The sequence below is a fragment of the Schleiferilactobacillus harbinensis DSM 16991 genome (assembly GCF_000425885.1).
Taxonomy (GTDB): domain Bacteria; phylum Bacillota; class Bacilli; order Lactobacillales; family Lactobacillaceae; genus Schleiferilactobacillus; species Schleiferilactobacillus harbinensis.
The window spans coordinates 1-22,043 of the sequence record NZ_AUEH01000014.1 but is presented as its reverse complement, the minus strand read 5'-3'; the positions used below and the strand labels follow the sequence as shown (position 1 = coordinate 22,043).

Genomic DNA, 22,043 nt, shown 5'->3' with positions numbered 1-22,043 from the left:
GCAGCGATTGCTTCGCAGCCATGATAGATAACATCATTTCTCAAATTGATAAAATTGCGGAGGAGCATCCGGACCGGCTTAGTTACACGTATGAAGACCATACGTATACCTTCGGCGAGTTAGTCGCGGCCGCCGACCGGATTGCTCACTTCCTGCAAGCGCAGCACTTGCCGGAGAAGGCCCCCGTCATTGTTTATGGCGAGCAGACCTTCGCCATGGTGGCCACCTTCCTGGGGGCCGTTAAGGCGGGCCATGGGTACATCCCCATTGATACCCATTCACCCAATGAACGGATCCAGCAGATTCATGACGTGGCCCAGCCGGCAGCTATTCTAGCGACAGAGCACTTGCCGGTCAGCTTCTCTGATTTGCCGATCTATGGACCGGAACAAATGGCGACCGTGCGTCAGCATGGTGCGACTGACTATGACCACGGGGTGTCCGTCCGCGGTGATGAGACATTTTACATCATCTTCACTTCGGGCACGACCGGGGTACCCAAGGGCGTTCAGATCAGCCACAACAACCTGCTGAGCTACGTCAACTGGGCGATCAGCGACTTTTCGCTGCCCGCAGGTGTCCGCTGTTTAGCTCAAGCACCGTATTCCTTTGACCTCTCGGTGATGGATCTTTATCCCAGTTGGGTCTTAGGCGGGAATCTGGTGGCGCTGCCCAAGCGGACCACAGATAATTTCATGCTGCTGTTCAAGGCTTTGCCGGAACTGCACATAGAAGAATGGGTATCGACCCCGTCCTTCATTGAGATTTGTCTGCTGGATCCGAATTTCAAGGCAGAGAACTACCCAGATCTGAAGTATTTCTTGTTCTGCGGCGAAGAGTTGACGGTGAAGACGGCCAATACTTTGATTGACCGTTTCCCAGACGCAAAGATTTTCAATACTTATGGCCCGACGGAAACGACCGTCGCTGTAACTGCTGTGGAAATCACAAAAGCAATCACCGCGAAATACGATCGCCTGCCTATCGGTTATGCCAAGGAAGACACCGTTATGTATGCCATTGACCAAAAGGGTCAGCGCGTTGCCCCCGGTCAGCTTGGCGAATTGATTATTGAAGGACCCAGCGTGTCCAAGGGGTATCTCAATAATCCCGAAAAGACGAAGGCCGCTTTCTTCCAGGATGGTCCCCACCACGCCTATCGTTCTGGGGACCTGGGCTTCGTGGATGCGGACGGCCTGATCTTCTATCGCGGGCGGACCGATTTCCAGGTGAAGCTGCACGGTTTCCGGATCGAGCTGGAGGATGTCGACCATGCGTTAGACGCCCTGGCTCCGGTGAAACAGGCCAGTGTCGTACCCAAGTACAACAGTCAGCACAAAGTAACCCAGCTGGTAGCGTTCGTGGTCCCGAAGAAACAGCCGCTGGATGAGGGGGCCTATGTGGCCGATTTGAAGAAGCAGCTGACACAGACGGCAATGAGCTACATGATTCCCCAACGGATTGATTTAAAGAGCAGTTTGCCGCTCACGGTCAACGGTAAGATTGACCGCAAAGCATTGATTGCCGAGGTCAATCCTTCATGATCAATTTACAGCCATACGAAAATCCGGGTTACTTCGTTCTGCTGGTGATCGCACTCTTACCAGCGATCATCGTTCGCTTAAACGGGGCCCGGTCGCACTGGTACGAGACGCTGGTTTCCTTTGTTTTCCTGTTTCTGATGTTTGACGGGCGCAAATGGACCCAGGGTGTCGCCCTGATCGGCTACACCATATGGCAATACGCTATTGTCGCCTTGTATATCCGGTACCGCACGAAAAAGGATTCGCCGAATAAATTCAGCGTATTCTTCTGGTCAGTGGTTCTAGCCATCGTACCCTTGACCGTCGTTAAGTTCACACCGCTGTTTGATCATGGTCAGTCAAGTATTATCGGCTTTCTGGGGATCTCTTACCTGACCTTCAAGACCGTGGGTATGATCATGGAAACCCGGGATGGCTTCATCAAAGATTTCCATCCGGTTAAATTCTTGCAGTTCCTGCTGTTCATGCCGACCATTTCGTCGGGGCCGATTGACCGGTATCGCCGGTTTGAAAAGGACTACGACCGGGTTTTGACCCGGGAAAAGTACCTGGACTTGCTGGGCAAGGGTGTGGATCGCTTATTCCTTGGCTTCTTCTACAAATTCATCATGGGCTACATCTTCGGCACGATGCTGCTGCCGAACCTGGAGCGGCAGGCGATGCAGGCCCGGGGCGGTTTTCTTGACTTGTCCTGGCCGCTGGTCGGGGTCATGTACTGCTACAGTATGTACTTGTTCTTCGACTTTGCCGGCTACAGTCTGTTCGCTGTCGGGATCTCCAACATGATGGGGGTCGAGACACCGATGAACTTCAACTATCCTTGGATTTCGCATAATATCAAGGATTTCTGGAATCGGTGGCATATGACACTGTCCTTCTGGTTCCGGGACTACATCTACATGCGGTTCGTGTTCTTCATTATGAAGCACAAATGGATCAAGAACCGAGTGACCATCGCCAATCTCGGGTATCTGCTGCTGTTCATGATTATGGGCGTGTGGCATGGCGAGACTTGGTACTACATTGTGTATGGTCTGTTCCACGCCACGGTGATGATCTTGACCGATGCCTGGATTCGCTTCAAACGCAAGCATAAGGATGCGTTCCCGAGCAATCACTTTACTAAGGCCATCGCCATTTTACTGACGTTCAACACAATTTGTTTCAGTTTCCTGATTTTCTCCGGGTTCCTTGACCGGCTTTGGTTCAGATAATTAATTTTTTGGAGGGGTTCATTATGGCAGTTAAAGACACAGTGTTAGATATTTTGAGCGATTTAACCGGTTCTGACGAGGTTAAAGAGGATTTGGACAAGAACTTGTTCACATCCGGTCTGTTGGATTCCATGGGTACGGTGCAGTTGTTATTGGAATTACAGTCGCAGCTGGACGTCAACGTGCCGGTTTCTGAATTTGACCGTACGCAATGGGATACGCCGAATAAGATCATTGCGAAAGTCGAGCAGATGCAGCAACAATGAAATTGGCCAAACGGTTATGGCTGATCTTCGGGCCCATTCTCATCGCGATGCTCGGCGTCGTCGTGTTGCTGTTTTGGCCCGGCAACTATGGTCAGTCGCGCCAGGACAACGTGGAAAAGGCCGCTGTCTCACTGTCGCCCAATGTCTTTAAGGGCAACTTATTAAAGAGTGCGGCGTTTGACCAAAACTACGTGCCCTTCATTGGGTCCTCCGAACTATCGCGGATGGATCCATTCCACCCCTCCGTCCTGGCGACAAAATATCGGCGCAATTACCGGCCGTTCCTACTCGGATCCGCTGGTACCCAGTCGCTGACCCATTTCTTCTCCTTGCAAACTGCGGGTAAAGAATTAACTGGTAAAAAAGTTGTCGTCATCATCTCACCCCAATGGTTCGTTTGGAATGGGATCCAACGCAACATGTTCAGCTATTACTACTCCAACTTGCAAACCAATAACTTCTTGGAAAAGGCGAAAGCCAACGATCCAATGGCGGAATATGCCGCCACCCGGCTGCTGCAACTGCCGTCTGGATCTTCCAACCCGACTCTGACGGAAGCCATTATTCGAGTCAAGGCCGGCGTGCCGCTGACCAATTGGCAGAAGACTTACCTGCGGTTGTCAGGGCGGCTGTACGATCACGAAGACAGTCTGTTCAGCCAGCTGTTCCTGCGGGACAACCGGGGGACGATCGCGAAGGGCGAAGAAACATTGCCGTCCCAATACGCCCCCTGGGTGTTAGACGATCTGGCGACACAAATGGGGAAGGGCGAAACGACCAACAACCAGTTTGGCATCCAGAACAAGTTCTATGATCAGCGGGTCCGGCCGGTAGTCGGCAAACTCAAGGATTCTCAGATTGGGTTTGACTATGACTACGGTCCAGAGTTTTCTGATTTTCAGCTGCTGCTGGATTTCTTCAGTCGGCATAAAATCACACCCATGTTCGTGATCCCGCCGGTGAATGATAAGTGGGCGAAGTACACGGGCTTAAGTCAGGAAATGCTGGACTTATTCGATCGAAAGATTCAGTATCAGCTGCGCACCCAGGGCTTTAACCACATCGAAGACCTCATTGATCAGGGCAATCAGCCTTACTTCATGCAGGATACGATTCACTTAGGCTGGCGCGGCTGGCTGGCAGTGGATGACGCGGTGCGGCCGTTCCTGGAGAATCAGCAGCCGACTCCTAAGTACAAGATCAATAAGAGTTTTTACACCAAAACGTGGCAGAAGAAAGAGCCGCGGGATATTCCGGATATGCGCGCCGGTAAATGACGCAACAATAAAACCACCGCAAGTCTTGATCAACAAGAGTTGCGGTGGTTTTTCTAATGCCTTTAATTGTTCTGGAACACGGAATTATTCAACGGATACAGAGGCGGTGGTGACCCCATAAGAAGGAATAGAGGCATTCGGCCAAGCTAAGTCGATTTGATACGGGTTGCTGGCTACGAACGTACCAGTATCGTTCACTGTCCGGTGCAGCACGGTGCCATCCGCCAAGGTGATCTTCAAGCGGGTACCCTTGGGATAGATCGACAGGTTGGCCGCCACGCCGTTATAGCCCATGCTGGAGCCTAGAACAGCCGGATCGTAGAAGGAAACCTTCACGGTACTGCTGGCAGCTTGCTGCGTATTGGCACTATAAGCGGTGGCTGTACTCTGCTGCGCCTGAGTCGCCTGCTGCTGACTTTGCTGGATCGTTGCGGCTGTCGTTGCTGCCTGTTGTGCCGGGGCGGTCGTCTGCTGACCGTTAGCCGGCGTCACGTAGCTGCTGGGTACCCAACCGCTAGCGACGTGGTACCAAGTTAAATTACTCTGCTGAGCTGTTTCAGTATACGAAACCGTTTGGCCGGCACCTAAGTACGAGGATACCTTACCGCTGTTTGGCGCGGTCCACACGGTGGTGGCCCCGCCCTGATAAGTAACTTTCACAGAACCAGCCGTTGCACTGGCTGTCGATGTTTGCGCCGCTGTGGTGTTGTCACTCGTTTTCATATAAAGACTCGGGACCCATTCATTAGTGCCGACTTCGTACCACGTCGTGCCATTGATGGTTTGGGTATTCTGAATTGTGACTTGCTGACCAGCGGTCAAATAGCGTGCGGGACGATTGAATGACGGAGACTGCCAAACGGTCGTGGCGCCCTCCGTATATGTTGTTGTACCAACCGTGGCGGCTTGCGCCTGACCGTGACCAAGAGCTAACGTGCCAGCCAGAGCGGCGGCGCTTAAACCAAGACTGAACAGTGCTTTACTATGAGACATACATACATTCCTCTCTGTCTTAAGACATTCAGCAATTTGATTGCCATATCGTATTCTTCGATGAACAACAACCTGCGTCACAGGCCACAAATAATAATAACATGTTTGATGTATTTGCCAAGAGGGTAGAACTTGATTCCAATTATCTAGGCGCTCAATCGGTTGGTACGCAAGGGATAGGCGATATATTAACGTTGCATGACCAACGTTACGAAGAAGTTACGAGCATGACATAGTCGTCAATGGAAATAAAAAACCGCCAGACATCAGTGTCTGATACCTGGCGGCGAAGGGTTACGATTGGGGCTGGTCGGCGCTGGTTTGCAGCGGCGTGATTGGTTCGGCGTGGGTTTGTTCAGTCGCAGTCAGAGTTTCCTTAGCATCTTGATGCAGACTGATCAGGACCTGGCCTTTTTGAATACTGTAGGTGGCTTCCGTGAAGACACCCGTCAGCATTTGCCATTCTTGGGCGAGCCAGCCGGTTTCTAACGCAAAACTAGGAGTCGCTGCCTGGGCGAGACGGCCCGTGACCACGGGTCCGGTGAGTGTCCCAGTGATGCTGGCCCGCCGGTCATGGGTAATGGTTAAGGTCCCGAAGTCAGCCTGGGCGGCAATGACGGGCAGCTGATCTTCGTTGCTCACCGGGAGCTGCCGGGCGATTTGTTTACCCAGCCAGTACTCTAAATTCGTGTGGTCCCGACCCAAGGCAATGGGCAGGGCGACATCCCGCAGCAGCGCAACGCTGAAGCGGCTTTGGTGCAATTGATCGTACAAAGAATTGGTCATCCGAATTTGCCTCCATCTCGCAGAGTATTATACCGAACTTTGCTCGGCGAGAAAAGTGTGCAACCGGTATCAATCACTTTCTGATGCCCTGAAGAGTGTGTAAGATTTGGGAAAGCCCGGTCTGGAAAAACATGAAGAATCCGCTAGGGAACGGGTGCAGACCACTCGGGTGCATCAGGGGCATGGTATAATAAAGACTCGAGAAAGGACTGATAGTGTGCGTTCAGATCCACGACCGATTGGCTTTATGGATTCCGGCGTGGGCGGTCTCACCGTCATCAAGGAATTCGTGCGGCAATTACCTAATGAAAACTATATCTTTATCGGCGACCAGGCCCGCATGCCTTACGGTCCGCGGCCGGCGAAACAAATTCAGGATTTTTCTTGGCAGTTGACTAAGTTTTTATTGCAGTTCGACGTCAAAATGGTTGTTTTTGCCTGTAATACCGCGACGGCTGAGGCCCTGCCAGTGATCAAGCCGGCGCTGAATGTGCCCTTAGTCGGCGTGATCCCCCCGGGTGTGCGCGCCGCAATCCGGTCGACCCGCAACGGTCATATCGGAGTGATCGGCACGGCCGGTACGGTACGCTCTCATGCCTATGACCGGGCGATCCATGCCCAGGCGCCGCAGGTGCACGTGACGACGATGGCTTGCCCCAAGTTTGTCCCGGTGGTGGAAAGCAACCAATATCGTTCCCCGGTCGCGAAAAAAATCGTAGCCGAAACGCTCGGTCAATTGCCTGACAAGGACATTGATACTTTGGTTCTTGGCTGCACCCATTATCCCTTGCTGCGGCCGCTGATTCAGAACTTCATGGGGCCGGACGTGACCCTGATCGATTCGGGGGCGGAAACAGTGAGTGAAATTTCGGCTCTGTTGGATTACTTTGACATTCGCAATTTGGATCACACTGTATCCGCAGCACCCAAACTGTTTACCACCGGTTCGCCAGATATGTTTAAAGATATTGCAGAAGACTGGCTGGGGATGACGGCGCTGCCCGTGGCCCACGTCGCCGTAGAAGACTTGCCGGCCGTTCCGGCAGCGAAAGAAGGGATCGAATGACCATGCCGAAGATGTTGGTGGTCGCCACCAAAAATCCGGGCAAAGCCCGGGAGTTTGCCAAAATGTTTGCTCAGGCGGGCATGACCATTAAAACGTTGCTGGATTATCCAGATGCCCGCCAAGTGAATGAAACTGGGCATTCCTTTAAAGAGAATGCTCAGTTAAAAGCAGATCATTTTGCCCATGAATTGCAGCTGCCCGTGGCGGCTGATGATTCCGGCTTGATGATCGACGCGCTGCACGGAATGCCCGGGATTCGGTCGGCCCGCTATGCTGGTGATCATAACGATGCCGCCAATAACGCTAAGGTGCTTGTGGAAATGGGCGGGCTGCCCCGCGACCAGCGGGGGGCCACATTCCATTCCACGTTGGTTCTGGCTTGGCCGGATCGGCCGACCGCCGATTTGATCGTCTCTGGCGAGGTGCGCGGTGAGATTTTGACCGTGCCCCAGGGCGATAACGACTTTGGCTACGATCCGTTGTTTTATTTCCCACCGCTGGGCAAGACCTTCGCCGAGATGACCCCGGAAGAAAAGAACGGCGTCAGCCACCGGGGCATTGCCATGCGCCGTTTAGAGCAGCAATGGCCGGTCTGGTGGGCGGCCCAAGAGGAGGATCAGGCATGAAAGCACTCGTCGTGTCAGACACCCACGGGGACCACAATATTTTGGAGACGATCCTTGCCCAATTTGAAACTACCGTGGACGCCTTCTTTTACTGCGGTGATTCAGAACTGACTGCCGATGATCCGATTTGGCAGAAGATGTACGCCGTCCGCGGCAACATGGATTTTGATGCCGGCTTTCCCATGGCCCGAGTGGAAAAGGTCAAAGGGATTACGGTGTATGAGACTCATGGCCACCGGCTAGGCGTTTCCATGGGCACCGCTCGGTTGGAGGAGCGGGCCCATGCAGTGAATGCAGATTGTGCCTTTTATGGACATACCCATACCCTCGAAGCGCATATGGCCGACGGGATGCTGGTACTTAATCCGGGGTCGATTTCTCAACCGCGCAGCTATCAGCAATATGGCGGGACGTGTGCAGTGGTGACGATCAATGCCACCACCGCGGATGTAGTCTTCTACGACCATCAGTTGACGCCTATCCCCAAGCTGCACCAAACGTTCCAACGCTGATGCGAAAGGAGTTCCAAACAGCATGATCATTCCTGAGTTACAACGTTTCCTTTTACAAAATAGTGAACATTATTTGATTCCGGCGGATGTGGTCGCTAATGTCAATATGGATAACCGGTTAGGCCATGCTTTTTTGGTCCTGACGAAAGTCCGCTACGCCAAGATCCCGGTGCTGGATAATGAGAGCCACTTCATCGGTTTTATTTCGTTAGCGATGATCACCGATAAAATGCTGGCGCTGGACCATGTGTCGTTGGAGCCCCTGGATCACTTGAAAGTGGCGGACGTGGTCGAACGGCCGGATTCCGACAGCATCGTCAGTGATTTGGTGGATATTGAAAAGATTCTCCATCTGCTGGTCGACAATCCCTTTCTGCCGGTGGTGGACGACGATGGGATTTTCGTCGGGATCATTACCCGGCGGGAGTATATGAAGAGCTTCAATGAGCTGGTGCATAATCTGAATAAAGAATACGATCTGGTGCCGATTCAGCAACCGGTGTCCAGCGCGATGAAAGGACCGAAGTAGCATGACGTTAGAAGTTTCCACTGGTGCGGTGGTGTATCGCCGGGTCAATGGTGAGTTGCAGTACTTATTGGAAGAAAGTGCCACGAGTCATTTTTGGGGGTTCCCCAAAGGCCACGTCGAAGGCGACGAAACTGATGAACAAGCGGCAGAGCGGGAGATCCGGGAAGAAACCGGGCTGCACGTGCACGTGGATACGGCTGATTTTAAGCAGGTCGACGAGTATCCGCTGCCGAATGGGAACCAGAAGCGGACGATTATTTACTTGGCCGAAGTTCATGGTGATCCGGCGATCACGCGGCAGGCGAGTGAGATCAGTCATATTGATTGGTTTAACTATGAGGATGCGCACATGACGCTGACGTATGAGTCGTTGAAGGTGATTTTGGAAAAGGCGAATGAGTATCTGTTGAAACAGTGAGTGGGATTAGGTTGGTGCTCTGTACGCCGTGCCAAGTGCTTCGCAAGCTGCGGCGGATGGGGCTGGCGAAGCGCAGCAAGTGCGAAGCCGCAGGCGTAGCTAGCCATGACGGCGTTTTGAGCCTGCTGCGCAGTCTCAAAATCGCCTAACAACATCGGCGGCAAAGCCGCCGTGTTGTTTCCATGGCTGAGCCCCATCCGCCTCCGCTTGCTACGCATTGGCACTAGATCTGCAGAAAAATCATTATCGATTGCCAAACAAAAAACGCAGCCCGTATCTTCTTTTGAGAAGGTTAGGCTGCGTTATTTTCGTACTGATTTTCTGCGAGTTTACAAAGCGCGGACTTCTTCTTCCACGACTTTCTCCTCCGGTTTGTCGAAGAATAGAGCGGAGATCACACCCAATACTGTAAGGACGAAGGCGCCGATGACTTGGATGGTCAGTTGGCTGGCGGCCATGGTGGCGAATGGGGGGAGGACGCCGGTTTGGAGGAGGATGGCGATGGCGGCGATGACGACGCCCAGGACGGCGTAGTAGACCTGGGCGGGGAAGTGTTTGAGCAGCCATTCCATCAGTTTAGCAATCAGGATGAGACCGACGACGGCACCGATCATGAAGGGCAGCAGCACCAGGAGGCTCGTGCCGATCATCCCCCAGGCCCGGCCGTTGCCCCGGAGGAGCAGGGCCGCGGCATCAGTGAGCTGACTGACGGCGTAGTAGACGGTGCCGTACTGGTTGATCACCATCAGCATGACGGACCCGGAGATCCCGGGAATGGCCATCAAGGATACGGAGAAGAGCCCAGCAAACAGCAGCAGGCCGGCATCGGCCATGCTGGTCACTTGCCGAATCGCCACGCTGGTCGTACTGGTGGTGTCACCCAATTGGGCCAGCAGCCAGATAATGATAAAGCCGCCGACACTCAGCAGCAAGTAAAGGGGGTTGAACCGGATCTGACGCATTTTCTTCAGGACAAAGGGAATCACGCCCAAGACCAAACCCGTGAAGAAGGCGTAAGCCAAAATGGGGAAGGCCTCGGTTAAGTAGAGGACCAGTTTGGTGGAGGCGAGAATACCCACCACGACGCCCACGGCCACTGGTCCGAGGAACCGGGAATGGCGGCGGATGTCGCTGCGGAAATGGTTGACGCTATTCAGCAAGGGTTCATAAATTCCCACCACGACGGCAAAGATGGACCCAGAGAGGCCAGGAACGACAAGGGCGATGCCGATGAGGAAGCCTTTGATCATATTCATGAGCATAAAATATCATGTTCTCCTTTAAACAAGCGTTGTATATCCATCATAGCAGAGCCTTGTGCAAACTGATACTAAGATTTGGTTAGGTTCAGCGTGCTGGTGGGCAGATCAATGCCCGCTTCGTGAATAGCTTGCAGGTAAGAAGACAGAAACGCATTTTGCACCGTGACCTGGGCCCCGTTTTTGACCTTCATCTGGACTTGCAGGGCTAAGTCCCCCTTGCCCAAGTCGGTGATACCCAAATCGTGGGGACCGTCGGTGATATCCGGATAATTCGGTACCAGTTTTTTATTCACCGCGGCGATGATGTCCTGAACTTGGTCAATGGGGGTCGCTGGAAAGACATGGACACTGATCAAAACCCGCATATCGCCCCGAGATTTATTAGCCACGATGGAAATATTCCGGTTCGGAATGAAGTTCAACGTGCCGTCGAAGCTGGTGACTTGGGTGGTCCGAATGCCGATGGCGGTCACGGTGCCAGTGATTTCGCCAATTTGAACGACATCGCCAACATCGAATTGTCTTTCTAATAGGATGAAGAACCCGGTGACGACATCACTGACGAAGCCTTGAGCCCCCAGCCCTAACGCGAGGGAAATCACCCCAGCACCAGCGATCAATGTACCGACTGGAACGCCGAGCGCTGACAGAATCGCATAGAAATATAAAAACCATAGGGCATAATTCGTGCCATTGGTGACTAAGGTATCCATAGTGGCGACGCGGGCCACTGCATACTTGCCCTTCTGTCTATACCGGCGAAAGAGATGGTGCAATGCCACTCGCGCCACTTTCCGCAGAATAACGAAGAGGATGGTGTAAAACAGGATGGTCAGGGTTTTCTGAGCGAGTACCGCCAGAATATTTTGCCAGCGAAATTTGGCTAAAAAAGCCTCCCAAGTGTCTAAGGTGTCACTCGTCCCACTGTTTGCGGCTAAAAACACATGGCCGCCCCCTTTCAAAAAGTCTGCTATTAGTTTACCACGAGCGCCGTTATTAATTGAAGGCGCCCTCTATTGATGGTATTCTGGAATGAGTAAGTTAGTTAGCGAACGGATGGTGAATGATATGTCAGGTGGTGAAATTGCAGCGTTGATTGCGGCCATTGCTTTTCTTCTCTTGGTCGTGTTCCTGATCTCAACGCTGCTGAAGGTCAATAAGGCATTGGCCAGTGTTAACGAAACGGTGGCCCAAACGACTAAGACGCTGGATGTGGTCACCGGCGACGTGGACGTCTTGACCCAACAGGTGGAGGCGCTGCTCGTGAAGTCCAACACCTTGCTGGATGACGTGAATGGTAAGGTGGCCGACACAGATCCTTTGTTCAAGGCCATTGGTGAGCTGGGAGAAACGGTTTCAGATCTGAATTCCAGCTCCCGGCACTTGGTGGCTAGTGTCAAACGCGGCGGCAAGCGCACCGCAGAGGTCGGTATAGCCAGCAGAGCGATGCGGTTGTTCCGGCGTAAATAATCATCGATAATTTAGGAAGGAAGTTAGCGTTATGGCGAAAAAAGGGCATTTCTTAATTGGTTTCGTGATTGGCGGGGCAGTGGCATTCGCTGCTGCGACGTTGCTGGCTCCGAAGACTGGTGCACAGTTAACTGATAAGTTGAAGAAAAAGAGTGCAGGCGGCAAAGATCGGGTGATGGATTATTATCGTTATGCTACCGATTTGGGCGATTCCCTGCGGGATCAAGCGGGTGACAAGATCGAAGATTTGAAAGCGACCTTGGCTGATCTTACCGGCAGCATCAATGCCAAGCACGAAGAGGCCATGAAGCCGGACCGTGACGCTTTTGATGCCGCCACCGATGCATTAGGCGATGACTTAGGACAGGCGGAAGACAACGCCGACGATGAAGACTTTGATGATATTGTCATCGACGGGAAGTCAGCCTTCGAAGCGGCCAAGGAAAGTGCCGACGCGGATCAATCCCAGACCGCAACTGATACGAATCCGCAAGCCGTTGATCCGGCCCCAGCGGCTGAACCCGCCCAACCCGCGGCTCCAGCCAGCGCCGTCCAGACTCCCGAAACGCCGCAGGCGCCAACAGATTCAGCCGACCAACAATAATTAAGTGAGTCCAAACAAAAAACAGTCCCCATGGGGCTGCTTTTTGTTTGGAGCTGGGATGGAACTAAAAAGTATAAGGCGTGCTAGTGCCAATGCGTAGCAAGCGGAGGCGGATGGGGCTCAGCCATGGAAACCACACGGCGGCTTTGCCGCCGATGTGGTTAGGCGATTTTGAGACTGCGCAGCAGGCTCAAAACGCCGTCATGGCGTTCCAGCCCCATCCGCCGCAGCTTGCGGAGCATTGGCACGGCGTACAAAGAGCGGACCTTGATCCGATTCCAGTTAGCTGCGTACCGGAATCACTTGCAGCTGCTTATCCGTATGGGTAAACGGTACACCGCCAGTCTCAGTAACGTGGACACAATCTTCGATCCGCACGCCAGCGACTCCTGGAATATAGATTCCTGGTTCAATGGAGAAGCACATGCCGGGTTGCAGGACCATCTCATTGCCCGCCATGATCGATGGGAATTCATGGGTAGAGGTCCCAATACCGTGACCCAAGCGGTGGATGAAATACTCCCCATAACCGGCCTTGGTGATAATATCTCGGGCAATCTTATCCAGCTCTGCCGCGGTCAAGCCCGGTTTCACTGCATCCATGGCAGTTAATTGCGCTTCCAAGCAGACGTCAAAGATTTCTTTCTGCTTGGCTGTCGGTTCGCCATAGGCCACCGTGCGGCTGGCATCGCTCATGTATCCCTGGTGATTGGTGCCTAGGTCGAACAGCACCAGTTCGTTGGGTGCGACCTGGGCAGCGGTTGGTTCACCGTGGGGGTCAGCAGCGTTGACACCCGCCTGGACGATGGTGTCGAAGCTCATGTGCATCACACCCTGCTTCATCATCGCATAGTTGATTTCAGCCACCACGCCTTGTTCTGTAATACCGGTGCGCAGCGCGTCGAAGCCGACCCGGAAGCATTCATCCGCTTCACGGCCGGCGGCTTCCATGAGCGCAATTTCTGCCGGCGACTTGATCAGCTTGAGCTGTTCAATGAACCGGGAGGCATCAGCGGGGAAGACCGCGTCTGGAAATTCGCGCTGGATAGCTTCATACCGACCGAAGGGGAGCACGTCCTTCTCAATCGCCCAAGCGTGATTTGTCCGGCTGCGTTCTTTAATATGGGCAGCAATCAAGGCAAACGGATCTTCCTGGTCCAGATACCCGTAAACATCCCCAGTCCAGCCTGCTTTCTTGACTGCTTCCACGGACAGTGCTGGCGTAAACAGGAATGGTGCAGCATCTGGAAAGACGAACAATGCCAAAACACGTTCCTCCGGTTCACTGTAAAAACCTGTGAAATAGTTGATATCCGTAGGGTCGCTGATGTAGGCGGCATCCACGTGCTGCTCAGTGATCCAGTGCTGAAGTTGCTCTAAGTGACTCATACCCGACACTTCCTTTATTAGGTTAATGCCAGTATAGCATAGGGCCCGGTGGGCCGGGTTGGGGCGGTTACAGAAAATGAGCGGTAAATGAATCGGAGAGATTTCATGAAAATTTCAATAAAACGCTTGCATTTGCCGCCAGCGTCTGGTATTGTTTTACTGTTGAATTGAAAACGAATCTTAAATGTGAGGTAAATGTGTATGGATAAACAGACTATTACAATTTATGATGTCGCACGGGAAGCTAACGTCTCCATGGCGACTGTTTCCCGGGTCGTCAATGGCAACCCCAATGTCAAGCCCGCCACGCGCCAGAAGGTTTTGAAGGTCATCGAGAGACTAGATTATCGGCCTAACGCTGTAGCTCGTGGATTAGCGAGCAAGAAGACCACCACGGTCGGCGTTGTGATCCCCGATATCACGAACATTTACTTCTCCACCTTGGCCCGCGGGATCGATGACGTGGCGACGATGTACAAGTACAACATCATTTTGGCTAACTCTGATGAGAACAGTCAGAAAGAAGTCAGCACGTTGGATAACTTGTTTGCCAAGCAGGTGGATGGTCTGATCTACATGGGCCATAACATTTCCGACGCGGTGCGGGCAGAATTCAGCCGGGCCAAGACGCCCATCGTGCTGGCCGGCTCGGTTGATCCTGACGAGCAGGTCGCTAGTGTCAATATCGATTACAAAACGGCGGTGAAAGATGCCGTGGTACTGCTCTTGCAAAAGGGCGCGAAGAAAGTTGCGTTTATCTCCACCGCGATGAATGAACCGATCAACGGCGAGTATCGCTTGGCTGGCTACAATGAAGCATTAGCGGAGGCCAAGATTCCCTATGATGGCAATCTGGTCTTCGAAACGGATTATAATTTCCGCGCGGGTGCCGCATTGTGGGATAAGTTGCAGGCCGTTGGCGCCGACGCCGCCTATGTCGCTGATGACGAGTTATCCGTCGGTGTGCTGGATGGTGCCTTGGATCACGGCGTGAAAGTGCCGGATGATTTCCAAATCATCACCAGCAACAACACCTTCCTGACCGAGATCACCCGGCCGCAATTGAGCTCCATTTCCCAACCACTGTACGATATCGGTGCTGTGGCCATGCGTTTGCTGACCAAGATGATGAACAAGGAAGCTGTGACGGACAAGACCGTGCTGCTGCCGTTCACCATTGCCGAACGCAACTCAACCAAGAAGTAGGGCAGTAGAAGGGAGCTTTCCCCATGTGGCTATGGTCAGTGATCATTGGGGTGATTCTCTTTGTCGTCCTCTTGATCTTTGAGTTCATTTACTTGAGCAATCACTTCAAGGCTAAACGGGCCAAGCAGGACATGGCCAAACACCGTTTTGACCATGCGTGGCTAGGCCGCAGCGGCACTGGGTACATTGGGGTTGCCGGCCAGGAATTGGTTGTTTATAAGACCCCCCAGCGCCAAACCAAGTTTGCCTTGGGCAAATTTTTTGTGTTTACCCAAAAGACGCGGGTGGATTTCAATACCACTTATGGACCGTTGACGGCTCAGCAGCAGTTGTGGGGCGTGATCCTCACGAAAGCAGACTTTGCTGACTTCACCCACTGGCTGACCGACCATGGGATCCTGGTCACCCCGCTGACGAAGCTGATGGCGGATGTCCAGGCCGTGATTCGCGAAAAGGGTACCAGTACCCGGGATCAGGGATCAGTCAAATAAGTGTTCGCCTGAATTGTCAGGATTATTCACATGGCAGATACCAAGCAATTGGCATCTGCCATTTTTGTGTTCGAGGCCGATTTAATAACATTGTAAGCCCTTATCCCGAGAACAAATTTAGACAGCGGATTCATATATATTAGTCTTTTATTGTTAATTACTTGACAAAAACAGACTGGTAAATTTACAATGACAATGTGGTTGGTACCAGTGAACCAGTGAGGTGATAGGCGCATGGCTAAGTATGAACAACCACTGCACGAGCAGCTCGTCGATCTCTTGCGCGAGAAAATTACCCACGGATTGCAGCCTCATGATCGGCTGCCGTCGGAGCGGGAACTCAGTAAGCAGTATCAAGTCAGCCGCAACACAGTTCGGATGGCGTTGGATGAGTTGGAAATGATGGGGTATATTTACCGCCAGCACGGCCGCGGTACGTTTGTCGCTAACCGGTTGGCCAATCCCACCGACTTAACCACGACGTACAGTTTTTCGGATCAGATGCGGGCCATGGGGCGAGTGCCCCATACCGATATTGTGTATCTGAAATTAATGGAAGCACCCAAGTTTTTGGTTGAAAAAATGCATGTGCCGTTGGGTGCACCAGTGTACAAGCTGAAACGGATCCGTTGGGCAGATGACGTGGCGATGATGGTTGAACGAACATTCCTGCCAGCCGCAGTTTTTCCCCAACTGACCACTGCCCGGTTGACCAACCACTCGTTGTATCACTTGATGCAAACGGATTACAATGTGGCGATTCAGCGGGCAAACGAGGCGTTTTATGCTGGTATTATCAGCGCTAAGGATGCGCATCGATTGGGTGTGCCCAGTGGTTCGCCGGGACTCAATGTTCAGCGTACCACGTATGATACCCAGGATCGGGTGGTGGAATACACCTTAAGCGTGTCCCGGGGCGATCAGTTCGTTTATCAAGTGCATCATGTGAATCCCGGGATTGCCGTTCGGCACCCGGCGATCAATGACTAACAGAATGGGGTGTTCAGTGTTGATTGGTATTATTATTACCGGCCACGGTCACTTTGCCAGCGGTATTGTCAGTACGATCAAGCTGCTCAGCGGCAGTCAACAGAAATTGAAGGCCGTTGATTTTACCGAGGGCATGACCGCAGAAGAATTACAGACACACTTAACCAAAGCAGTCAAGGATTTAGGCGATGTGTCCGGGGTCGCGTTCTTTACCGACATTCCCGGCGGCACACCGTTTAATCAGGCGGTTTTGTATCACACACAGCACAAGGAAACGACCGTCATGGCTGGTACCAATGTGTCCATGGTCATGGAAGTTTTGTTCCAGCGGGAGCTGTCCGTCGGCCAATTCACCACGGTGGCCCTTCAAGCCGGCAAGGCCGGAGTTGTGGCCTATAAGAGTCGGCCGCGGCAGGCGGCAGCAGACGATGAAGACGGTATTTAGCTTTTTAAAAGAGGAGATTAATGGACTATGTTTGAGAAATCCACAGCAGAATTAACGAAGATGGGTGCCCAGATTACCACGAAGGAAATCAAGCAGCAGCCTGATTTGTGGGAAGAGGCATGGTCGAATTACGAGACAATGACGCCGGAAATCAAGGCGTACCTGGATCGGATCAAAGCCGAAAATCCAACGGGTGTGCGGGTGATTTTCACTGGCGCTGGCACTTCGGCTTACGTTGGCGACACGATCACCCCGTATTTGAACCGGACCGGTGATCGGGCCCACTTCCAATTTCAAGCAATTGCCACGACAGATTTAGTTTCTGCCCCGTATGACTACTTCGAAGCGGATATGCCTACTGTGCTGGTGAGCTTCGCCCGGTCTGGAAATTCCCCGGAGAGTGTCAAGACCGTCGAATTAGCTGAGCAGCTGGTCAAGACGCTGTATCAAATTACGATCACGTGTGCACCGGAGGGCCATTTAGCGCAACGGGCTGAGGGCGAGAAAAACAACCTGGTGCTGCTCCAGCCAGCTGGTGCTAACGATCAAGGTTTTGCCATGACCGGCAGCTTCAGCTGCATGGCTCTCACCGCCGTACTGGTCTTTGATACTCACAGCAGCGAGGCCGAAAAAGGCCAATATGTCAAGACGATCGCGGCCATGGGCCGAGAAGTCGTGGCTCGGGAGAGCGAACTGCAAAGTTATGTGGACGAAGACTTTGACCGAATCACCTACTTGGGGTCCGGCAGTCTGGGCGGTTTGACCCGGGAAGCACAGCTCAAGATTTTGGAGCTGACGGCGGGTAAGATCGCCACTGTCTTTGATACATCCATGGGCTTCCGCCATGGTCCCAAGAGTTTCGTCAACGACCGTTCGCTGGTCTTCGATTTTCTGAGCAACAACACCTATACCCGGGATTACGATATTGATGTGTTGGAGGAAATCAACGGGGACCATATCGCGAAGCGGATCGTCGGTATTGGGACTGATCACGGCCGCCAGTTCAGCGGCGAAAACTTCTTCTTCGCCAAGGGCACCCCAAATCTGCCGGAAGCCTATCAAGCGCTGCCGGACGTCATGGCCGCGCAAACGATTGCTCTGCTGAGTTCCATTAAGGTCGGCAATACACCGGACACACCGTCTCCCACCGGTACGGTGAATCGGGTCGTCAAAGGCGTTATTCTGCATGATTATCACGCATAGCATTTAATCTAGGAGGTCTTTTCTATGGCAACACCCAATATTCTTGTAACCCGGATCGACAACCGCTTGGTTCATGGTCAAGTCGGAATGACTTGGGTCAACACCATCGGCGCCAACCTGGTCGTCGTCGCCAATGATGGTGTCGCGAAGGACGACGTCCAGCAGAACCTGATGACGATGGTGGTGCCGGATACGGTGGGGATGCGTTTCTTCAGTATCGACAAGACCATCAAAGTCATTGGCCATGCGGCCCCGAGTCAAAAAATCTTACTCGTTGTTCGTACCCCCCAAGATGCGCTGCGGCTCATCAAAGGCGGGGTTCCCATTAAGAAGCTGAACATCGGCAATTTGCACTTTGCGGAAGGGAAGAAACAGCTGTCACCGACGATTTCCGTTACGGAAGACGATATTGCAACATTTAAGGAGCTGCACGATCTGGGCATTGAGCTCTCCGTGCAGGGCATTCCGAACGAGAAAGAAACGGATATGATGGATTTGCTTGCAAAGGCGTAAAACACTGGTGTGAAGTGATTACCGCCGCGGCGGAACTTGGTTTGGGGAGTCTTCTTGGAATCCCCGCCGCGGCGCTGCCATGATCACGTCGGAGCCAGATTATTTCAATAGTGGGGCCGGCTCTGGCAGACTCTCTCAATAGAGGAGGAAGAAAAGTATGCATGACGTCACAATTTGGCAGGCGTTGTTAGTTGGTTTATGGGCGGGGATCGCCGCTATCGACCAATTCAACGGCCTGACGCATATTCACCGGCCCATCGTGACCGGTGCCGTCATCGGTATTATTTTAGGGCAGCCGACCACCGGGATCATTACCGGTGGTACCCTGGAACTGGTTTGGGCTGGCATGGTGCCTCTGGCTGGGGCGCAACCGCCTAACGTCGTTATAGGCGGGGTCATTGGGACGCTGTTCGCCATTCTGTCTGGGTTAAGTCCCACGACAGCCGTCGGCGTGGCTGTACCGTTCTCCGTCGCAGTGCAAGCGCTGATCACCTTGCTGTTCACCGGGATGGCGCCTGTGGCCCATGCCATGGATGTGGCCGGGTTGAACGGCGACACGAAGCGGTTGGATTGGATGGCCTGGATCGAACCGGCAATCCTGTTTGTTGGGTTCTTCATTATGGGCTTCCTGCCGGCATTGTTCGGTCAAAACGTGATTACGCCAGTAGTCAAGTCAATTCCGCGCTGGATTCTCGGCGGGTTCCAAGCCGCCGGCGGTATTATGCCCGCCGTTGGGTTCGGGATGCTGCTGAAGATCATGTGGAAGATCGAGTATGCACCGTTCTTTGTGGCTGGTTTCATTGCCGCGGCGTATCTGCACATGGAGATTTTACCGATCGCGCTGCTGGCTGCGGCCTTCGCGGCTTACGACTACTTCGCTAATCAGAACCGCAAGAGTTCTGGTGGCGGTGGCGGTCAGACAGTACCGGCTGGGCCCACCACTGACGATGATGAGGAGGATTACAGCAATGGCATCTGAAGAAAAAACATTTAAGGATGTAGAACAGACCCAGATTCCTGATACCTACCAAGACCCCACGGTCCGCAAGGTTATCACGGAAAAGGATCTGCACAAGATGGTATGGCGTTCTCTGATGCTCCAGTCATCCTTCAACTATGAACGGATGCAGGGCGGCGGCTGGACGTACAGCTTGATTCCTGGGTTGAAGAAGATCCATACCAACCAGAAGGACCTGGGCTACTCGTTACTGGATAACCTGCAATTCTACAACACCCACCCCTTCTTGGTGACCTTCATTCAAGGGATCATCATCGCCATGGAAGAAAACAAGGAAAACCGGTCCACCATCCGGGGCATCAAGGTCGCCTTGATGGGTCCTCTGGGCGGTATCGGGGATGCCCTGTTCTGGTTGACGCTGCTGCCGATCACCGGTGGTATTGGCGTATCGCTGTCTGAACAAGGCAACATCTTCGGCCCTATCCTGTTCTTGATTCTGTTCAACGCAGTCCACTTTTTCCTGCTGTTCTGGCTGATGGATTATGGGTACAATACTGGGACTCGGGCCATCGCCACAATGCGGGAGAAGACCCAGGAAATCTCTCGTGCAGCAACTATGATCGGATTGGCTGTAGTCGGCGGGTTAACTGCTAGCTATGTCAAGTTCGCCTTCACTGGGACGAACAATGTTGTTGCCATCGGGAAGATGAAGATGAACATCCAGACCGGGATCATCGACAAGATCATGCCGGCCTTGATGCCAGTGGCTTACGTCTTCTTCTGCTACTGGATGCTGAAGAAAGGGCGTTCACCGCTGACGCTGATTGGTATTACCTTGCTGATTGGATTAGTTGGTGCCGCCGTCGGTCTGTTCGCATGGCCGGCAGTGATCAAGTAATTAGGTATTTGCGGCGGCAGCCCCGCCGCAGTACATACATTTTCGAGGAGGAATCATTCGATGAGTTATTACATTCACGCGGCAAAGTTTTTCTTACCGTCAAACGCTGAAAACGGCGGCTATTTGGAAGTCACCGACGAGGGTAATTTTGGCCAGTATTTTCCAGAAAGCCAGAAACCGACCGGTAAGATCGTCGAAAAGGCCGGGCAATGGATCGCCCCGGGACTGGTTGACACTCACATTCATGGTCTTTTAGGCCACGATGTAATGGACAACGACTGGGCCGGCATCCAGGACATGAGTCAAGGTTTATTGAAAGCCGGGGTGACGAGCTGGCTGCCCACGACGCTGACGGGATCCTTTGACCAATTAAACGCGGTATGTGAGACCATCGGAAACCACGCTGGGGAAGAGAAGGGTGCCAAGATTCAAGGCATCTACTTTGAAGGCCCGTTCTTCACGGTGAAACATAAAGGGGCCCAGAATCCGAAGTACTTCACGGATCCGAGCTACGATAAGTACGAAAAATGGCAATCTTCCGCTAAGGGATTGCTGAAGAAGATTGCCATTGCACCGGAACGGGACGGCGCCGTGGAATTTACCCGCCGGGTCAGCCAAGATGGCACCGTGGTCGCCTTAGGTCACAGCGACGCGACCTTTGAACAGGCACAAGCCTGCGTCGAAGCCGGGGCCACCGTTTTCACCCATACCTTCAACGGTATGAGCGGGTTGAACCACCGGGCACCCGGCATGGTCGGGGCGGCGATGTTCTTGCAGCGGGTCGATGATGAACTGATCTGCGACGGCCACCACATTCGGCCGGAAGTGGCTAATATTTTGATTCGGGAAAAGGGTCCGGAACATGTCGCCCTGATCACCGACTGCATGCGCGCCGGCATGATGCCCGATGGCGACTATGTCTTAGGCGAGTTCCCCGTTTACGTCAGGGACGGCATGGCGCGCTTAAAGGACGGCGACAGTTTAGCTGGTTCCATTCTGAAGCTGAATGAAGCCATCAAGAACGTCGTTGACTGGAACTGTGTGACCCCCCAAGACGCCGTCTTGATGGGCAGCTACGTCCCGGCGAAGTCCAGCGGCATCGCCGACCAATGCGGTCAGATCCTCCCAGGCCGCGCCGCCGACTACATCGTGTTGAACGATGACATGTCGTTAGCTGAGACTTACCTGAACGGTCAGGAACGGTATAACGCCGCAGAATAACAACTTGATCTGCACTAAAAAGAGCGACTCGCGCCTCGATTGAGGAAGTGAAGTGCAACAAAAAAGTTAGACAGTTTGAAAAATAATTACGCTACGGCCTGAGTCCGGTATTCGATCGGAGTCAGGCCGTTTTTGTTGAGTGAGATGCGATCATGATTAAAC

General features: G+C 53.0%; 25 protein-coding genes. 20 read left to right on the top strand and 5 right to left on the bottom strand.

All coding sequences use genetic code 11. The annotated features are described in order from the left end of the window. The first annotated feature begins 20 nt into the window (after positions 1 to 20). From dltA to dltD, 4 genes are read left to right on the top strand one after another with little or no spacing between them, the layout of a single operon-like run. Positions 21 to 1,544 carry a D-alanine--poly(phosphoribitol) ligase subunit DltA gene (gene dltA / locus H627_RS0105830; protein WP_027828180.1) on the top strand — a complete coding sequence of 508 codons (1,524 nt, stop codon included), beginning with the start codon at positions 21 to 23 and terminating at the stop codon, positions 1,542 to 1,544. Continuing rightward, on the top strand, positions 1,541 to 2,758 hold the full coding sequence (gene dltB / locus H627_RS0105825; protein WP_027828179.1) for a D-alanyl-lipoteichoic acid biosynthesis protein DltB: 1,218 nt from the start codon (positions 1,541 to 1,543) through the stop codon (positions 2,756 to 2,758). The genes dltA and dltB overlap by 4 nt, the downstream gene beginning before the upstream one ends. A gap of 23 nt (positions 2,759 to 2,781) precedes the next feature. Continuing rightward, the gene (dltC, locus tag H627_RS0105820; protein ID WP_027828178.1) at positions 2,782 to 3,024 is read left to right on the top strand and encodes a D-alanine--poly(phosphoribitol) ligase subunit DltC; all 243 of its coding nucleotides are present in this window, start codon (positions 2,782 to 2,784) and stop codon (positions 3,022 to 3,024) included. Continuing rightward, a complete protein-coding gene (gene dltD, locus H627_RS0105815; RefSeq protein ID WP_027828177.1) occupies positions 3,021 to 4,301 on the top strand; it encodes a D-alanyl-lipoteichoic acid biosynthesis protein DltD in 1,281 nt (426 codons plus the stop codon). Before dltC ends, dltD begins: the two co-directional genes overlap by 4 nt. Before the next feature lie 84 nt (positions 4,302 to 4,385). Here the strand turns inward: dltD and H627_RS17210 are convergent, their stop codons facing one another. After that, the gene (locus tag H627_RS17210) at positions 4,386 to 5,294 is read right to left on the bottom strand and encodes a hypothetical protein (RefSeq protein ID WP_051225216.1); all 909 of its coding nucleotides are present in this window, start codon (positions 5,292 to 5,294) and stop codon (positions 4,386 to 4,388) included. Between the two features lie 294 nt (positions 5,295 to 5,588). Next, positions 5,589 to 6,080, bottom strand: coding sequence for a DUF2507 domain-containing protein (locus H627_RS17205; RefSeq protein WP_051225215.1), 492 nt, complete (start codon positions 6,078 to 6,080; stop codon positions 5,589 to 5,591). 247 nt (positions 6,081 to 6,327) lie between these two features. On the opposite strand from H627_RS17205, the gene racE reads away from it, so the two are divergent. Genes racE through H627_RS0105780 form a run of 5 tightly spaced genes read left to right on the top strand, consistent with a single transcriptional unit; the run spans position 6,328 to position 9,231 of the window. After that, positions 6,328 to 7,146 carry a glutamate racemase gene (gene racE, locus H627_RS17200; protein ID WP_051225219.1) on the top strand — a complete coding sequence of 273 codons (819 nt, stop codon included), beginning with the start codon at positions 6,328 to 6,330 and terminating at the stop codon, positions 7,144 to 7,146. Beyond that, the gene (locus H627_RS0105795) at positions 7,143 to 7,772 is read left to right on the top strand and encodes an XTP/dITP diphosphatase (RefSeq protein ID WP_027828176.1); all 630 of its coding nucleotides are present in this window, start codon (positions 7,143 to 7,145) and stop codon (positions 7,770 to 7,772) included. Before racE ends, H627_RS0105795 begins: the two co-directional genes overlap by 4 nt. Further along, the gene (locus H627_RS0105790; protein ID WP_027828175.1) at positions 7,769 to 8,284 is read left to right on the top strand and encodes a YfcE family phosphodiesterase; all 516 of its coding nucleotides are present in this window, start codon (positions 7,769 to 7,771) and stop codon (positions 8,282 to 8,284) included. The genes H627_RS0105795 and H627_RS0105790 overlap by 4 nt, the downstream gene beginning before the upstream one ends. 22 nt (positions 8,285 to 8,306) lie before the next feature. Continuing rightward, positions 8,307 to 8,813 (top strand): cyclic-di-AMP-binding protein CbpB, encoded by a 507-nt coding sequence (gene cbpB, locus H627_RS0105785; RefSeq protein WP_027828174.1) that lies wholly within the window; start codon positions 8,307 to 8,309, stop codon positions 8,811 to 8,813. 1 nt (position 8,814) lies between these two features. Continuing rightward, positions 8,815 to 9,231 carry a bis(5'-nucleosyl)-tetraphosphatase gene (locus H627_RS0105780; protein WP_027828173.1) on the top strand — a complete coding sequence of 139 codons (417 nt, stop codon included), beginning with the start codon at positions 8,815 to 8,817 and terminating at the stop codon, positions 9,229 to 9,231. A 329-nt stretch (positions 9,232 to 9,560) separates the two neighbouring features. On the opposite strand, the gene H627_RS0105775 is transcribed toward H627_RS0105780, so the two are convergent. Both H627_RS0105775 and H627_RS17195 read right to left on the bottom strand, forming a co-directional pair. Further along, entirely contained in the window at positions 9,561 to 10,493 is a 933-nt protein-coding gene (locus H627_RS0105775; RefSeq protein ID WP_027828172.1) for a DUF368 domain-containing protein, read from the bottom strand. Positions 10,494 to 10,561: 68 nt separating this feature from the next. Next, complete coding sequence (locus tag H627_RS17195; protein WP_051225214.1) at positions 10,562 to 11,437, bottom strand: mechanosensitive ion channel family protein; 876 nt, start codon at positions 11,435 to 11,437, stop codon at positions 10,562 to 10,564. Positions 11,438 to 11,561: 124 nt separating this feature from the next. Here H627_RS17195 and H627_RS0105765 point away from each other — a divergent pair, with 124 nt between their 5' ends. Next, positions 11,562 to 11,963: a DUF948 domain-containing protein gene (locus tag H627_RS0105765; protein WP_027828171.1), complete on the top strand. Its 402-nt coding sequence runs from the start codon at positions 11,562 to 11,564 to the stop codon at positions 11,961 to 11,963. 31 nt (positions 11,964 to 11,994) lie between these two features. Further along, entirely contained in the window at positions 11,995 to 12,567 is a 573-nt protein-coding gene (locus H627_RS0105760) for a YtxH domain-containing protein (RefSeq protein WP_027828170.1), read from the top strand. Between the two features lie 282 nt (positions 12,568 to 12,849). Here H627_RS0105760 and H627_RS0105750 read toward each other — a convergent pair whose 3' ends face one another. Continuing rightward, positions 12,850 to 13,956: a M24 family metallopeptidase gene (locus H627_RS0105750; protein WP_027828169.1), complete on the bottom strand. Its 1,107-nt coding sequence runs from the start codon at positions 13,954 to 13,956 to the stop codon at positions 12,850 to 12,852. Positions 13,957 to 14,157: 201 nt separating this feature from the next. Between H627_RS0105750 and ccpA the strand changes: the two genes are divergently transcribed. From ccpA to nagA, 9 genes are all read left to right on the top strand, one after another. Next, entirely contained in the window at positions 14,158 to 15,162 is a 1,005-nt protein-coding gene (ccpA, locus tag H627_RS0105745; RefSeq protein ID WP_027828168.1) for a catabolite control protein A, read from the top strand. Positions 15,163 to 15,185: 23 nt separating this feature from the next. Beyond that, positions 15,186 to 15,653, top strand: coding sequence for a hypothetical protein (locus H627_RS0105740; RefSeq protein ID WP_027828167.1), 468 nt, complete (start codon positions 15,186 to 15,188; stop codon positions 15,651 to 15,653). A gap of 234 nt (positions 15,654 to 15,887) precedes the next feature. After that, the gene (locus H627_RS17190) at positions 15,888 to 16,643 is read left to right on the top strand and encodes a GntR family transcriptional regulator (RefSeq protein ID WP_051225213.1); all 756 of its coding nucleotides are present in this window, start codon (positions 15,888 to 15,890) and stop codon (positions 16,641 to 16,643) included. A 16-nt stretch (positions 16,644 to 16,659) separates the two neighbouring features. Continuing rightward, the gene (gene agaF / locus H627_RS0105730; protein ID WP_051225212.1) at positions 16,660 to 17,088 is read left to right on the top strand and encodes a PTS galactosamine/N-acetylgalactosamine transporter subunit IIA; all 429 of its coding nucleotides are present in this window, start codon (positions 16,660 to 16,662) and stop codon (positions 17,086 to 17,088) included. Positions 17,089 to 17,115: 27 nt separating this feature from the next. Beyond that, complete coding sequence (locus H627_RS0105725; protein WP_027828165.1) at positions 17,116 to 18,291, top strand: SIS domain-containing protein; 1,176 nt, start codon at positions 17,116 to 17,118, stop codon at positions 18,289 to 18,291. Between the two features lie 24 nt (positions 18,292 to 18,315). Further along, positions 18,316 to 18,804, top strand: coding sequence for a PTS N-acetylgalactosamine transporter subunit IIB (agaV, locus tag H627_RS0105720; RefSeq protein WP_027828164.1), 489 nt, complete (start codon positions 18,316 to 18,318; stop codon positions 18,802 to 18,804). Between the two features lie 157 nt (positions 18,805 to 18,961). Then, the gene (locus H627_RS0105715) at positions 18,962 to 19,783 is read left to right on the top strand and encodes a PTS sugar transporter subunit IIC (protein WP_027828163.1); all 822 of its coding nucleotides are present in this window, start codon (positions 18,962 to 18,964) and stop codon (positions 19,781 to 19,783) included. Then, the gene (locus tag H627_RS0105710; RefSeq protein ID WP_035440059.1) at positions 19,773 to 20,660 is read left to right on the top strand and encodes a PTS system mannose/fructose/sorbose family transporter subunit IID; all 888 of its coding nucleotides are present in this window, start codon (positions 19,773 to 19,775) and stop codon (positions 20,658 to 20,660) included. The genes H627_RS0105715 and H627_RS0105710 overlap by 11 nt, the downstream gene beginning before the upstream one ends. 60 nt (positions 20,661 to 20,720) lie before the next feature. Next, on the top strand, positions 20,721 to 21,881 hold the full coding sequence (gene nagA, locus H627_RS0105705) for an N-acetylglucosamine-6-phosphate deacetylase (protein WP_027828161.1): 1,161 nt from the start codon (positions 20,721 to 20,723) through the stop codon (positions 21,879 to 21,881). The last annotated feature ends 162 nt before the right edge of the window (positions 21,882 to 22,043 follow it).

Bases quoted from the DNA above. Each gene is read 5' to 3' on its own strand.
- H627_RS0105765 (WP_027828171.1), top strand. From the start codon at position 11,562: ATGTCAGGTGGTGAAATTGCAGCGTTGATTGCGGCCATTGCTTTTCTT.
- H627_RS0105795 (WP_027828176.1), top strand. From the start codon at position 7,143: ATGACCATGCCGAAGATGTTGGTGGTCGCCACCAAAAATCCGGGCAAA.
- H627_RS0105790 (WP_027828175.1), top strand. From the start codon at position 7,769: ATGAAAGCACTCGTCGTGTCAGACACCCACGGGGACCACAATATTTTG.
- H627_RS17205 (WP_051225215.1), bottom strand. From the start codon at position 6,080: ATGACCAATTCTTTGTACGATCAATTGCACCAAAGCCGCTTCAGCGTT.
- H627_RS0105750 (WP_027828169.1), bottom strand. From the start codon at position 13,956: ATGAGTCACTTAGAGCAACTTCAGCACTGGATCACTGAGCAGCACGTG.
- racE (WP_051225219.1), top strand. From the start codon at position 6,328: ATGGATTCCGGCGTGGGCGGTCTCACCGTCATCAAGGAATTCGTGCGG.
- H627_RS0105725 (WP_027828165.1), top strand. From the start codon at position 17,116: ATGTTTGAGAAATCCACAGCAGAATTAACGAAGATGGGTGCCCAGATT.
- dltD (WP_027828177.1), top strand. From the start codon at position 3,021: ATGAAATTGGCCAAACGGTTATGGCTGATCTTCGGGCCCATTCTCATC.
- nagA (WP_027828161.1), top strand. From the start codon at position 20,721: ATGAGTTATTACATTCACGCGGCAAAGTTTTTCTTACCGTCAAACGCT.
- H627_RS17190 (WP_051225213.1), top strand. From the start codon at position 15,888: ATGGCTAAGTATGAACAACCACTGCACGAGCAGCTCGTCGATCTCTTG.
- ccpA (WP_027828168.1), top strand. From the start codon at position 14,158: ATGGATAAACAGACTATTACAATTTATGATGTCGCACGGGAAGCTAAC.
- dltB (WP_027828179.1), top strand. From the start codon at position 1,541: ATGATCAATTTACAGCCATACGAAAATCCGGGTTACTTCGTTCTGCTG.
- cbpB (WP_027828174.1), top strand. From the start codon at position 8,307: ATGATCATTCCTGAGTTACAACGTTTCCTTTTACAAAATAGTGAACAT.
- agaV (WP_027828164.1), top strand. From the start codon at position 18,316: ATGGCAACACCCAATATTCTTGTAACCCGGATCGACAACCGCTTGGTT.
- H627_RS17210 (WP_051225216.1), bottom strand. From the start codon at position 5,294: ATGTCTCATAGTAAAGCACTGTTCAGTCTTGGTTTAAGCGCCGCCGCT.
- H627_RS0105775 (WP_027828172.1), bottom strand. From the start codon at position 10,493: ATGCTCATGAATATGATCAAAGGCTTCCTCATCGGCATCGCCCTTGTC.
- H627_RS0105710 (WP_035440059.1), top strand. From the start codon at position 19,773: ATGGCATCTGAAGAAAAAACATTTAAGGATGTAGAACAGACCCAGATT.
- dltC (WP_027828178.1), top strand. From the start codon at position 2,782: ATGGCAGTTAAAGACACAGTGTTAGATATTTTGAGCGATTTAACCGGT.
- H627_RS0105740 (WP_027828167.1), top strand. From the start codon at position 15,186: ATGTGGCTATGGTCAGTGATCATTGGGGTGATTCTCTTTGTCGTCCTC.
- H627_RS0105715 (WP_027828163.1), top strand. From the start codon at position 18,962: ATGCATGACGTCACAATTTGGCAGGCGTTGTTAGTTGGTTTATGGGCG.
- H627_RS0105780 (WP_027828173.1), top strand. From the start codon at position 8,815: ATGACGTTAGAAGTTTCCACTGGTGCGGTGGTGTATCGCCGGGTCAAT.
- dltA (WP_027828180.1), top strand. From the start codon at position 21: ATGATAGATAACATCATTTCTCAAATTGATAAAATTGCGGAGGAGCAT.
- H627_RS0105760 (WP_027828170.1), top strand. From the start codon at position 11,995: ATGGCGAAAAAAGGGCATTTCTTAATTGGTTTCGTGATTGGCGGGGCA.